The organism is Falsibacillus pallidus, from assembly GCF_003350505.1.
Classification (GTDB): Bacteria; Bacillota; Bacilli; order Bacillales; family DSM-25281; genus Falsibacillus; species Falsibacillus pallidus.
In genome coordinates this window covers 72,805-86,465 of sequence record NZ_QQAY01000010.1, presented here as the reverse complement: position 1 = coordinate 86,465, position 13,661 = coordinate 72,805, and the positions used below count along the sequence as shown (strand labels likewise).

The 13,661-nt window shown below is 42.5% G+C and carries 11 protein-coding genes and 1 other RNA gene; 3 read left to right on the top strand and 9 right to left on the bottom strand.

The window, feature by feature from the left end:
• Window positions 1-350 precede the first annotated feature (350 nt).
• The 3 genes from DFR59_RS14370 to DFR59_RS14355 all read left to right on the top strand — a co-directional run bounded on the left by DFR59_RS14370 (window position 351) and on the right by DFR59_RS14355 (window position 2,931).
• Window positions 351-881 (top strand): RNA polymerase sigma factor, encoded by a 531-nt coding sequence (locus tag DFR59_RS14370; protein WP_114746363.1) that lies wholly within the window; start codon window positions 351-353, stop codon window positions 879-881.
• Window positions 841-1,755, top strand: a complete 915-nt coding sequence (locus DFR59_RS14365; protein ID WP_158538395.1) for a DUF4367 domain-containing protein — start codon at window positions 841-843, stop codon at window positions 1,753-1,755. Before DFR59_RS14370 ends, DFR59_RS14365 begins: the two co-directional genes overlap by 41 nt.
• A gap of 723 nt (window positions 1,756-2,478) precedes the next feature.
• Entirely contained in the window at window positions 2,479-2,931 is a 453-nt protein-coding gene (locus DFR59_RS14355; RefSeq protein ID WP_114746360.1) for a hypothetical protein, read from the top strand.
• Window positions 2,932-3,428: 497 nt separating this feature from the next.
• On the opposite strand, the gene ssrA is transcribed toward DFR59_RS14355, so the two are convergent.
• From ssrA to DFR59_RS14310, 9 genes are all read right to left on the bottom strand, one after another.
• Window positions 3,429-3,770: a transfer-messenger RNA gene (gene ssrA / locus DFR59_RS14350) on the bottom strand.
• Window positions 3,771-4,032: 262 nt separating this feature from the next.
• Window positions 4,033-4,500, bottom strand: a complete 468-nt coding sequence (gene smpB, locus DFR59_RS14345; RefSeq protein ID WP_114746359.1) for an SsrA-binding protein SmpB — start codon at window positions 4,498-4,500, stop codon at window positions 4,033-4,035.
• 94 nt (window positions 4,501-4,594) lie between these two features.
• The gene (gene rnr / locus DFR59_RS14340) at window positions 4,595-7,003 is read right to left on the bottom strand and encodes a ribonuclease R (protein ID WP_114746358.1); all 2,409 of its coding nucleotides are present in this window, start codon (window positions 7,001-7,003) and stop codon (window positions 4,595-4,597) included.
• 24 nt (window positions 7,004-7,027) lie between these two features.
• Complete coding sequence (locus DFR59_RS14335) at window positions 7,028-7,774, bottom strand: alpha/beta hydrolase (protein ID WP_114746357.1); 747 nt, start codon at window positions 7,772-7,774, stop codon at window positions 7,028-7,030.
• Window positions 7,775-7,944: 170 nt separating this feature from the next.
• Window positions 7,945-8,178 (bottom strand): preprotein translocase subunit SecG, encoded by a 234-nt coding sequence (gene secG / locus DFR59_RS14330; protein WP_114746356.1) that lies wholly within the window; start codon window positions 8,176-8,178, stop codon window positions 7,945-7,947.
• Between the two features lie 586 nt (window positions 8,179-8,764).
• Complete coding sequence (eno, locus tag DFR59_RS14325; RefSeq protein WP_114746355.1) at window positions 8,765-10,057, bottom strand: phosphopyruvate hydratase; 1,293 nt, start codon at window positions 10,055-10,057, stop codon at window positions 8,765-8,767.
• Window positions 10,058-10,083: 26 nt separating this feature from the next.
• Window positions 10,084-11,619: a 2,3-bisphosphoglycerate-independent phosphoglycerate mutase gene (gpmI, locus tag DFR59_RS14320; protein WP_114746354.1), complete on the bottom strand. Its 1,536-nt coding sequence runs from the start codon at window positions 11,617-11,619 to the stop codon at window positions 10,084-10,086.
• Window positions 11,612-12,373 (bottom strand): triose-phosphate isomerase, encoded by a 762-nt coding sequence (gene tpiA, locus DFR59_RS14315; RefSeq protein ID WP_114746353.1) that lies wholly within the window; start codon window positions 12,371-12,373, stop codon window positions 11,612-11,614. The genes gpmI and tpiA overlap by 8 nt, the downstream gene beginning before the upstream one ends.
• Before the next feature lie 27 nt (window positions 12,374-12,400).
• Window positions 12,401-13,585 (bottom strand): phosphoglycerate kinase, encoded by a 1,185-nt coding sequence (locus DFR59_RS14310; RefSeq protein ID WP_114746352.1) that lies wholly within the window; start codon window positions 13,583-13,585, stop codon window positions 12,401-12,403.
• Window positions 13,586-13,661: the final 76 nt, after the last annotated feature.

The window sequence follows — 13,661 nt, the reverse complement described above, 5'->3', positions numbered from 1 at the left end:
CGACAATAGGATATGATACCTTACTTAAGCTAATGAGGCTGCTGTTTGTTATATTGTCTACGGTTTCTCACTCTAATAAATCGAATTTATTAGGATTTTTACTCCACTCGTTTTTATATGTCAATGCACTTTCAATTTTGGCATAATTCTAGTTGTTATCAAGTTTATGAATTTGATTTTAATTTCCTACTATAAACTTTGAAATATTCTATTATCACAAAACTTCCACTTTTAAAGATTGACTCTGTTAACCTTAAAAAAGAAATTATAAAAATAACGCAACCTTTTCTAATGAAAATACATCTTACCTTTGAAAACAGCGTGGCACGAGGTTTTAAGGAGGGGAATTCTTGAATAAGAAGGAAATTTTAGCGGTTTGGATAGATAAGTATACAAACCGCCTGGTTAGACTTGCTTATACTTACGTCAAAGATTGGCTAAAAGCAGAAGACCAAGTACAAGAAGCATTTATCAAGGCGTTTCATTCGATGGAACAATTAAAGAATAGTAATGAGCCATTTCCTTGGCTTGCTAGAATTGTGATTAATGAATGCAATAATTCGTTCAGAAAATCATGGAGAGAAGTTATCTCTGACTTCTTACCTGACAAGAAACAAGAAAGCAGTGAAGAATCATATTTCAGAGCTGTTCAGGAAGAAGAGGTACATAATGCTGTTTATGATTTACCGAAACACTATAGTTTACCTATTACTCTCTTCTACTTTGATGAACTATCCATTCAAGAAATATCAGAAATCTTAAATCTAAATGTTGGCACGGTAAAGTCTAGACTCTCTCGCGGCCGCCAGTTATTAAGCAAAAAAATGAAGGAGGATGGATATGGAGGAAAAGAAATTAAGAGCAGCAAAAATGTACTTTAAGCATAAAGTAGACATAGAAAAGTTTAAAAAAGAGACATTCGATAAACTAGAATTGAACAGCGAAATCATCCATAAGCCTTTTAGGACTGAAAAGAGAAAGAGACGTTATTCTTCGTGGATACTTGCTGTAGCTGCTTCAGTATTAATAATTGGTATAAGTGTTGCTTACAACGGTACTCACATTGTCGATGCGGCTCAATCCTTCATTAGCCAACTATTTGGTTCAAGAGAAAACTTAAAGCAAGCTTATCCTGATGAAAGTAAAGAAGAACTTGATTTCTATGAACAAACGTTACAGATTGCAAAAGAAAATTTAACAGAAAAAGAGTTCAATCAATACAGTGAACTAATAAAAGAACAAACTAAAATCCATAGTAAAGTGCAAAAAGAAAAAAGGAAGTACCCAAATGAAGAAGAAGAAAAAAGATTAAAGCAAATTCAAAAATTATTGCAAGCGTATGAACATAAGATTATACCAATACAAGCCCAACAATTAGCAAGTTTTCCTTTTACTAACCCTTCCTATTTACCTAAAGGATATCAATTAGTAGATAAAAACTACATTTCGCAGAAGCCAGAAGATGAGCCAGTGGTTTCGTCAAATTATTCTGATGGAAAGTCATTTTTTTGGACAAAACAAATGAACTTAAAACAAAAAGATGACTTGGAAACTCCCCAAAAAATTGAAAACACCGAATCCTACTCTTTAAATGGATATCAATTTAAATTTGTAACTTTTGATGATGAAAGTTTTAATATGAAGGTTGGATTGAGGGTAACGGTGCCCCAAAAAGGATATAAAATCGTCATGTTGGCAGAAGAATTGCCAAAGCAGGAAATGGAAAAAGTATTAATTTCTATGATTGAAGAGTAAATAGACTTTTCAATTTAGATTTACTCTGTTTTCGTAATAATAATCGTATAAAACCTTTCGATAGCGTTAAATCATTGATCCTTCGATGTTATTGGGACCCTCTAATGCATATATTCCATTAGGGGGTTGTACAAATGACAAAAAATAAAAGCACTTTTTATTATAAGGGCTTTAGGAATCATAGGATCGTTAATGGGTTTATATTTGTGGAAGGATTACTTACCACAACATCAAGGTGATAACATTAAAGTATGGTTGGATATATTGAGAATAGAGCATTTAATATTTCTTTATATACCAAGTATGATTGCATTAGTTGCCTCCATCTTTTATAAGCCTTATCTAATGGTATTGGCCTTTCTGTTGAGTTTACCAGTAACAAGATTCCTTGGAGTTAACGGGTTCATTGATACTTTCCCTTTAGTCTATTATCCACTCATTTGCTATCTGGTTTCCTTTTTCTTAATGCTAGTTATAAAAGAGGAGGTTCCTAAGAATTAATAAAGCAGTTGTAATGCAAAACAACAGCTTTTTTTATGTGATTATTGCTTTGATTTACTAATTTTTATTGGTTGTAAAGTTTAATATTTGCCCTGTTCCTATATAACAAAAATCTAAATACATAATAAATGCAAATTATAGGGAAAACTTAAAGGAGACGGATTAAATATTTATTAAACAAAGCTTGATTCTTTAGTGGGAATTAAGACAGGAGAGTTTACTTTGAAAAAATATAAGTACTTTCTAATTGCATGTTCTTTTTTATCTTTACCTTTTATGTCCTTTAAGATTGCGAACGGGTACGATAGTCCTTACATTGGCACTATTTATCCTGATAACTCCTTCAAAAAATTGCAGGAGGTAAGTGCTGAAAGTTATCTTAACGGAAACAATCTACAAGGATATAAAATGATAAACAACCCAGATATTTACGTTGCAAAAAAAATATTATATAAAGAAAAAAATCAAATATTAAAAAAATACATTGGGGAATACAAAGCTCTTCTTTGGAGCTATTGCAAAGAAAATAAAGGTCAAAATATTGACCCTAATCGTCAAGTGTATTTTTATTTTTCCATGAAGAAAGATGATAACTGCATATTTGCTCAGATGGCAGTTGTTGATATAGAAACAAACACTACTGTATATGTAAGGGGGAATAAATCCTATTATTAAAATGTATGAGACTCTGATTAAGAAAAAGGATGGTAGAAAAAAAAGACCGTGTAATCGGTCTTTTTTATTCCTTAAATATAGTGACATTTTAATCAGCGCATTTATTATTGAAGCAAATAATTTCCGCAAGAAATAAGAAGCATAAGCTTGCCAAAGCGGCAATGATAAGGTTTAAGTCACAAGACAAAATAAAAACCACCAAATATGTATTTGGTGGAGACGGTGGGACATGTTATTCCATGCTTTCGTCATGGCACTGACTATATCTTGAACCTGTGTTATCAGGTCCCCTGGCGTATTATACGAAATGTAGTTTTGCTTTTTAAAAAGCGAATTTCGTATCCTAGTGCTACCCGGAGGGCAGTCTATAAGTCGATACACGGCTGTTGGATTGCTCCACATACCGCTCGGCATTGCCTTATCGCACGAAGCGACTTAGGTTTCACCGATAAAGCCAGGTTATCACTTATGTGTTGCCACATAAGGCGACTAATGCTTAATCGAACCCACGTCCAGAAATAACGGCACTTAAGCATCTACGAGTGTAGTCGGCATATTAGTGTTTCGCTGTACCTTATGCCTCCCGACAGGCGTCCGGACAGCTAGTCTGGTTAGTCTCTTCCTTCATCCTCAGACGGTGGAATCCGGCGTAGCCCACTAAAAGTGAGACCCTTACCCTACCACATGGGCGATGGAGGGAGGATCCGCTTTAGGCCTTATTAGGCAGCAAAAGCGAGGTTGTTGTTAGTTTTGCCAGTTATTATTGGCGTTGACGTTGATGACGGAGCCGATCCCTCCGACTCGCAACCTAAGCTCGAACTACCCCTGTCGAATCCGTAACGTCCCCATTGTGAAAAAATCGGCGGCGAATATCGGCGTCTGCTTCATTCGTTCAGATCCTCACGTATTAAAAATACGCTCCGGTCTTCACTCATTCGCATCCTTGACCTTCTTGCCGCTTTTTCCCCAATAATCAAAACAGACGAATCTCGGCTATCTGACGTTAGGAAAAGCTTTGATAGTAAAGCTTTAGATTACTTCGTTGCTACGTTTATTATTATAACACACTTGACCGATTTTTCAATTGTAATTAATTGTAAATCAGTCCTGCTGGCGCGCTTTGAACGCACGCTCGATGTCGCGCTTGGCTTCTTTCTTCTTGAGGTCTTCGCGCTTGTCGTATTTCTTTTTTCCCTTTCCAAGGCCGATTAAAACTTTTGCATAGCCATCTTTTAAATAAAGTTTTAATGGAACAAGGGAATAGCCCGCTTCTTTTGTTTCGCCGATCAGTTTGTTGATCTGCTTCCTATGCATGAGAAGCTTCCTTGTACGGAGCGGATCGTGGTTGTAGCGATTCCCTTGCTCGTATGGACTGACGTGCATATTAAACAGATACACTTCACCTTTTTGAATGCGGGCAAAGGCATCTTTCAAATTGACCCGGCCATTCCGGATGGATTTGATTTCGGTACCTTGCAGCACAATTCCTGCTTCATAGGTTTCTTCTATTGAAAAATCATGCCTGGCTTTCTTATTTTGGGCAATCAGTTTTCCTTCCCCTTTAGGCATCGGACTTCCCCCTTACATCTCTATCTAGAGCTCTATTATACAAGGTTGAGGGGAAGGATTAAAGCGTTATAACCTTTAACCCTTCCCTCTCCTTTTATCTTTTCTTTCTTCGCTTCTTGCCGCCGCCCGGCTTGCCGGATGTCGGTGCGCCTTCATAGAACTTGCGTCCGTTTTTTTTCTTGGCTTTCGGCGGATTTGTGGACCAGCCTTCAGACATGCCATCGGACTGCGGTCCCCGTGCTTTTCTGCGGCCTTCTTTTGATGTTCCAAGCTCACGGTTTTCGCGGTTGTTCTTAACCCTTGAACGTGTTTTGGTCTTCAGGACTTTTGGCTTTTCGTCACGGCGCTCGCGTCGCTTCGTATTTTTCATGCCGACGATTTCGAAATCGATGGAGTATTCGTCTTTATTGACGTTTACCACTCGGACAGTGATTTCATCCCCGATACGGAAGACATTGGCTGTCCTTTCACCAATCATTGCGAATTGGCGCTCATCATAGCGGTAATAGTCATCTGTCATTTCACTGACATGAACAAGACCCTCAATCGTATTCGGCAGCTCGACAAACATACCGAAGTTAGTGACAGAGCTGATGATGGCATCGTACTCTTCTCCAATTTTGTCGAGCATGTACTCTGCTTTTTTCATTTCATCCGTTTCACGCTCAGCGTCGACTGCCCTTCTTTCCATTTTAGAAGAGTGGTCGGCGATTTCCGGAAGGTCTGAATCCCATTTCGCACGCGTCTGTTCATCAAGCTTCCCTTCAATCAGATACGTCCGGATCAATCGATGGACGATCAAATCAGGATAGCGTCGGATCGGTGATGTGAAATGAGTATAGTAATCTGCAGCCAAGCCAAAGTGGCCCAGTGAATCTGGATTATATTTCGCCTGCTGCATGGATCTAAGCATGACAGTGGATACAACCATTTCTTCCGGCTGCCCCTGGACGCTTTCAATGATTTCTTGAAGTGCACGTGGGTGTACGGAATTAGCTGTACCTTTTACAATCAAGCCAAAGTTTGTGATGAATTCAAAGAATCGCTGCAGTTTATCTTCTTTTGGATCTTCATGGATCCGGTAGATAAACGGCACTTCCATCCAGTGGAAATGCTCTGCGACAGTTTCATTTGCTGCAAGCATGAATTCTTCGATAAGCTTCTCTGCAACGGATCGTTCACGGATGACAACATCAGAAGGCTTCCCTTCTTCATCAACAATCACTTTTGCTTCTTTGAAATCAAAGTCGATTGCCCCTCTTGTCATACGCTTTTTGCGAAGAATCGCGGCAAGCTTCTCCATACGCTGGAACATCGGAACAAGCGGCTCATAGCGATTGATCAACTCTTCATCCTGATCGACGAGAATTTTATTCACATCAGAGTACGTCATGCGTTCTGTTGTTTTAATGACGCTTTGGAAAATTTCATGGTGAACGACTTCACCGGAATTGCTGATTTCCATTTCGCAGGACAGCGTCAAACGATTAACTTTCGGATTCAGCGAGCAGATTCCGTTGGATAGGCGGTGGGGAATCATCGGGATGACGCGGTCCACCAAGTAAACGCTCGTTCCACGCTCAGCCGCTTCCCGATCAATCGGGGAATCTTCCGTCACATAATACGTGACATCCGCAATATGGACGCCAAGCTTGTAGTTGCCGTTTTCAAGTTCTGTAACCGTAACGGCATCATCCAAGTCTTTCGCATCTGCCCCGTCAATGGTGACAATCGTTTCGCCGCGGAGATCCCTGCGGTTGCCGATTTCGGATTCATCGATTTCATCCGGCGTCGCTTTTGCCTGGTCCATGACTTCATCTGGAAATTCCTGTGGAAGTCCATGTTTATAAATAATCGAGAGGATATCAACTCCCGGGTCGTTTTTATGCCCGAGGACCTCGATGACTTCGCCTTCTGCATTTTTGCCTCTCTCAGGATAAGCAACCAGCTTCACGACTACTTTATGTCCTTCAATGGCTCCCATGCTGGCGCTTTTCGGGATGAAAATATCTTGCCCGAACTTTTTATCATCAGGAATGACGAAACCGAACGTTTTGCTTTGCGTATACGTCCCGACGATCTCGGAGTTTCCTCTTTCGATGATTTTAACCACTTCGCCTTCTCTTCTGGAGCCTGAGCTTTCAGCAGAAATGCGAGCAAGGACAATATCGCCGTGCATGGCATTGTTCGTATGGTTAGGAGGGATGAAAATGTCATCCATTCCTGGCTCTTCCGGGATGACAAAGGCAAACCCCTTTGCATGTCCAGTCAGCTTCCCTTTCACAAGGTTCATTTTCTGAGGAAGCCCATAGCGGTTGCTACGCGTCCTGACAACGAGGCCTTTTTCCTCCATATGTACTAGCGCTTTGACAAAATCTTTGAAAGAAGAAGAATCCTCAATGCCAAAAGCTTCTTCCAGCTCCTGGACTGTAAGAGGCTTGTAGGCTTCATCCCTCATGTAGCTAAGCAGCCTCTCGACATGCTTTCCAATCATATCTTCCATCTAAATCCCTCCTATATTAAAAGTTTATACATTCCATTCAAGTTTCTCGAGGAACTGATACACATCTTCGTGGAGCTGCTCTTTTTCTTTGTCGAGCGTGATGACGTGGCCCGACTCCTCGTACCATTTGATTTCCTTCAATGGCGATTCCACTGCATTGTAAATGATATTCGCACTGTCCGTATTGATCATATGATCATGGCGTGCCTGAACGACAAATGTCGGAGCGTAAATCATATCCACGTTGTTTCTCACATCGGCAATCAAATTTTGAAGTGCCTTCAACGTATTCATCGGCGTCTTCTTGAATTCATTCATTTCCGTTTCGATCTGCTCTTCATTTTTTCCTTCAAATTTCTTATATTCTCTAGCGTAGTCGACAACACCTTCATACATGACTTTTTCGTCTTTTATATACATCGGCGCACACATTGGTACGATACCCTTTACAGGTACAGTGTAACCTAATTTCAGAGAAAATACCCCGCCGAGCGACAAGCCGGCAACAGCAATTTCTTCATAGCCGAGGCTCTTCAGATGCTCATATCCGCCCATGACATCTTTCCACCAGTCTTCAGGGCCGGTATGGACCAATTCTTCCGGCGGCACCCCATGCCCTTTATAGTGCGGCGCGTGGCTTGTATACCCTTTTTTCTCTAAAAACCGTCCAAGCATCCTTACATCTGCAGAGCTTCCAGTGAAGCCGTGCAAAAGAAGGACAGCTCTCTTTCCAGCTTCGAATGTAAACGGCTTTGGTCCTGTCAATTTCATGATGCTAACCTCTCCTTTTATGTAAATAACTAAATTTCAGTCTTATAGTAGATTTCTATTTATTTTTAACAGACTGCGGCAAAACAATCCAATATCCTGTCTGTTTTCGCGGAAAAAGAAAAAGGGCTGACTCATTACAATGTGAGTCAGCCAATTCCCTATCACTTAAATTACAGTCCGAAATAAGCAACTGCAATGGTCAATACGAAAAATAGTACAGAAAGGACAACTGTGATTCTGTGAAGAACCAAGTCCAGCCCGCGGGCTTTTTGCTTCCCGAATAGTTGTTCAGCCCCTCCGGAAATCGCACCTGACAAACCTGCGCTCTTCCCTGACTGCAACAGAACAACAACGATTAAGCCAATTGCATCAATGATCAGTAGAACCATTAACAAAGTATGCACGAATGACGCCTCCTGAAACGAACATAGTAATAGCTTAATCTTAACATACTGACAAATGATGGGCAATAACAAATGAAAATGGTGGAAAGTGAGTGTTGTGTGCCTTTGGTGAATATCGGCGCCAGCCGGACAAATTAGGGTTGGTTTTTGCTCTTGGCGGGTGCGAGCGGCGAGGGCTCGCCGACGGTTTGCTCCGAACTTTCGGGGTTGACCAACGAACTTTTGCGGTTTACCGCTAAACTTTCTTGGCCAACCGCCGCACTTTTCTGACTAACCCCTCAACTTTTTGTCCTAACCGCTCAACTCTCCTTTTTTTGAAATGGATCTTAGTACATTTCGCAATCCAGGCTCTGCTTTTGCCGAATATCGGCGCCAGCCGTTCAAATTAGGGGTTGTTTTCTGCTCTTTATGGAGACTACGGCGGTTTAATCAAACGTTTGATTAACGATCATTCGACAAAATCCGGCCCCCCCATGCCCCATCAACAGCCGATTTCGCGGCGTCCCCGTCACGTACCATCTCCTGTCAAACCACATCAAAAAAACCGGCCCCCATAAGGAAGCCGGTTCTCATCATAAACTTAAAATTAGCGCTTAACGTTGTAGAATGTTTTTACGCCAAGGTATTGTGCCAAGTCAGCCAATTCGTCTTCGATGCGAAGAAGTTGGTTGTATTTCGCTACACGGTCCGTACGGGATGGTGCACCTGTTTTGATTTGGCCAGCGTTTGTTGCTACTGCGATGTCAGCGATTGTGCTGTCTTCTGTTTCACCTGAACGGTGGGAGATAACTGCAGTGTAGCCTGCGCGCTTCGCCATTTCGATAGCATCGAATGTTTCAGTCAATGTACCGATTTGGTTCACTTTGATCAAGATGGAGTTTCCTACACCTTGCTCGATTCCTTGAGACAATTTGCGAGTGTTTGTTACGAACAAGTCATCGCCGACTAATTGAACTTTTTTGCCAAGGCGTTCAGTCAATAGTTTGTGGCCATCCCAGTCGTTTTCATCCAAACCGTCTTCGATGGAGATGATTGGGTATTTAGAAGCCATTTCTTCGTACCAGTCTACCATTTCAGCAGATGTAAGGACTTTGCCTTCGCCAGCTAGATGGTATTTGCCGTCTTCTTTATTGTAGAACTCAGAAGATGCTGCATCCATTGCAAGCATAACTTCTTCGCCTGGCTTGTAGCCAGCTTTTTCGATTGCTTCGATGATTGTTTGAAGAGCTTCTTCGTTAGAACCAAGGTTTGGAGCGAATCCGCCTTCGTCGCCTACAGCAGTGTTAAGGCCTTTGCCTTTTAATACAGCTTTAAGGTTATGGAAGATTTCAGCACCCATACGGACTGCTTCTTTGAAGTTTTCAGCTCCTACAGGCATGATCATGAATTCTTGGATATCTACGTTGTTGTCTGCATGCTCACCGCCGTTGATGATGTTCATCATTGGAACTGGAAGCTGCTTCGCGTTGAATCCGCCAAGGTATTGGTATAAAGGCACTCCAAGGAAGTCTGCTGCTGCACGAGCTGCTGCCATGGATACACCAAGGATTGCGTTTGCACCCAATTTTCCTTTGTTTTCAGTACCGTCAAGCTCGATCAACGCACGGTCGATTCCTACTTGGTCAGTAATATCAAAGCCGATAAGCTCAGGAGCGATAACTTCGTTTACGTTTTCTACTGCTTTCAAAACACCTTTTCCTAAGAAACGGTTTTTGTCGCCGTCGCGAAGCTCAACTGCTTCGTATTCACCAGTAGAAGCACCGGATGGCACCATTGCGCGTCCGAAAGCACCGGACATTGTCAAAATTTCTACTTCAACTGTTGGGTTACCGCGGGAATCTAATACTTCACGAGCATAAATCTGTTCAATGTATGGCATGTAAAATCTCTCCTTTTAAATGGGGGTTATTTTTTCAAAAGTGATTGTCCTGTCATTTCTTCTGGCTGCTGAACATTCAGCAATTCAAGCATGGTTGGAGCTAAATCTCCAAGTTTACCGCCTTCACGAACCTCTACTCCCTCTTTTGTCACGATGACAGGGACAGGGTTTGTTGTATGGGCAGTCATTGGATCGCCTTCGAGTGTCACCACTTCATCAGCATTTCCGTGGTCGGCTGTGATGATGGCTGAGCCGCCTTTTTTGATGATCAAATCAACAATTTCGCCAAGGCACTCATCTACGGTTTCGATGGCTTTCACAGTCGGTTCAAGTTTCCCTGAGTGGCCGACCATGTCCGGATTGGCAAAGTTAAGGATGATCGCGTCGAAATTATCGTTTTCGATTTCCTTCACCAATGCATCTTTGACTTCGTAGGCACTCATTTCAGGCTTCAAGTCATACGTTGCAACTTTTGGTGAATCGATCAGGATTCTTTCTTCGCCTGGGAATTTCTCTTCGCGTCCGCCGCTCATGAAGAACGTGACGTGAGGATATTTTTCCGTTTCCGCGATTCGGAGCTGCTTCAATCCATTTTGAGAAAGAACTTCTCCTAAGGTATTATCCAAGTTTGCCGGTTTAAATGCAACTAATCCGTCGACTGTTTCACTGAAGTGGGTCAAGCAGACGAAGAACAAGTTCTTAGGATGCTTAGGACCGCGGTCAAATGAACGGAAGTCTTTGTTTGTAAATGTATTGGAGATTTGGATCGCACGGTCAGGACGGAAGTTGTAGAAAATCACAGCATCGTCATCCTGGATGGTTGCGACTGGCTCACCGTTTTCCTTTGTCAAAACAGAAGGAAGAACGAATTCGTCATGGATTTCGTTTGCGTAGGAGTCATCTACCAACTCAATCGGATCTTTATAGGCTGGACCTTCACCGTAGACCATGGAACGGTAGGATTTCTCTACACGCTCCCAGCGCTTGTCGCGGTCCATGGAATAGTAGCGGCCAGACAATGTAGCGAACTCGCCGACACCATACTCTTCGAATTTCGCCTGAGTCTGTTCGATGTATTTCTTCGCTGTCTTCGGACCAACATCGCGGCCGTCAAGGAAGCCGTGTACATAGACTTTATCGACGCCTTCTTTCGCTGCAAGCCTTAATAAGGCAAACATGTGGTCGATGTGGCTGTGCACACCGCCATCAGATAGGAGGCCCATCAAATGAAGGCTTGTTCCTTTTTCCTTCACATGCTTGATGGCATCAAGGAATGTTTGGTTTTCTTCAAACTCGCCTTCACGGATTGCAAGGTTTACCCGTGTCAAACTTTGATAGACGATGCGTCCTGCACCGATATTCAAATGTCCGACTTCGGAGTTCCCCATTTGCCCTTCAGGAAGTCCTACCGCTTCACCTGAAGCTGTAAGCATGTTGTGGGGATATTGGCTCCAATAGCGGTCAAAGTTCGGCTTGTTGGCGTGTGCCACTGCGTTTCCTTTGGATTCTTCACGGAAAGCAAATCCGTCAAGAATGATTAAAGCAACTGGAGATTTACTCATTCTTACCAGCCTCCAATAATTGAAGGAAGGATTGAGGCTCAAGGCTCGCTCCACCCACTAAAGCACCATCGATATCAGTTTGCGCCATGTATTCTTTGATGTTGCCAGGCTTCACGCTTCCGCCGTATTGGATGCGTACAGCTTCTGCAGCATCGCTTGAGAAGCTTTCTGCAACGACTTGGCGGATATGTGAGCAGACTTCGTTGGCATCTTCAGATGTAGAAGATTTGCCTGTACCGATTGCCCAAATTGGTTCGTAGGCAATGACTGTTTGCTTCACTTGCTCTTCGGAAAGACCGTTCAATGCAGCTTTCACTTGAGCTCCGACCAATTCTTTTGTTTTATTTTCTTCACGCTGTTCCAATGTTTCACCCACGCATACGATTGGAGTCAAATCATATTGGAACGCAGCCAAAGTCTTTTTATTTACTGTTTCATCCGTTTCATTGAACATTTCACGGCGTTCAGAGTGACCGATGATGACATATTTCACGCCAAGATCCTGCAGTGCTTTCGGGCTGATCTCGCCTGTGAATGCCCCGTTTTCTTCAAAGTGCATCGTTTGTGCACCGATTTCTACAGGATAGTCTTTTGTCACTTCAACAAGTTTTTCCAAGAACAAAGCTGGAGCACAAATGACTGTGTCAATGCTGTCAGCAGATGGAACAAGTCCTTTTACTTCTTCAGCAAAAGCTTTTGCTTCGGATAATGTTTTATGCATTTTCCAGTTTCCTGCGATGATTGGTTTGCGCATTGCGAAATCATCCTTTCTATTATGGTCTTATTTATCGTCTAAAGCTGCAACGCCAGGAAGCGTTTTGCCTTCCATAAATTCCAATGATGCACCGCCGCCGGTAGAAATGTGGCTCATTTGGTCAGCTAGGTTGAATTTTTCAACTGCAGCTGCGGAATCTCCGCCGCCGATGACAGAATATGTATCTTTTGCATCTGCCAATGCTTGAGCGACTGCTTTCGTTCCGTTTGCGAATGCATCCAATTCGAATACGCCCATCGGTCCGTTCCAAATGACAAGCTTGGAGTTTTTGATGACATCTGTATAAACTTCTCTTGTTTTCGGTCCGATATCCAATGCTTCCCAGTCAGAAGGGATTTCATTGATGGCAACTGTCTTTTTGTTTGCATCCTCTGAGAAGTCGTCTGCTACGACAACATCAACAGGCATGTAGAATTTAACGCCTTTTTCTTTTGCCTTTTCCATGAAGGATTTAGCAAGATCTATTTTATCTTCTTCTAATAGAGATTTCCCGACTTCGTGGCCTTGTGCTTTTACGAATGTATAAGCCAAGCCGCCGCCGATGATCAAGTTATCTACTTTTTCCAATAGGTTATCGATGACGCCGATTTTATCTTTTACTTTTGCTCCGCCAATGATGGCTGTGAAAGGACGATCAGGGTTCGAAAGAGCTTTTCCAAGCACTTGAAGTTCTTTTTCCATCAATAGGCCGGCTGCTGAAGGAAGGTGCTGGGCAATCCCTTCTGTAGAAGCATGTGCACGGTGAGCTGCACCGAATGCATCGTTGACATAGACATCTGCCAATGCAGCAAATTCTTTTGCCAATTCAGGATCATTCTTTTCTTCGCCAGGGTAGAAACGTACGTTTTCCAACAACAGAACGTCGCCTTCATTCATCTCGGCGATTTGAGATTGAACAGCATCTCCATAAGCTTCATCCGCTTTTTTCACGTCTTTGCCCATAAGCTCGCTAAGGCGCTTCGCTACAGGAGTCAAACGGAGCTCTTCATTTACTTGTCCCTTCGGACGTCCTAAATGGCTCGCAAGAATAACCTTTGCACCTTGATCTGCAAGGTATTGAATCGTTGGAAGAGCAGCGCGGACCCTTGTATCATCGGTCACATTTCCATCTTTCATCGGAACGTTGAAATCGACGCGGCAAAATACGCGTTTTCCTTTTACATCAATATCTTTCACTGATTTTTTATTCATTGCTTAAGGACCTCCTTGAGTAGGTAGTTAAAATGGGAAAAAGGAGAGTGGGGAATCCTCCCCGCTCCCCTTTCAT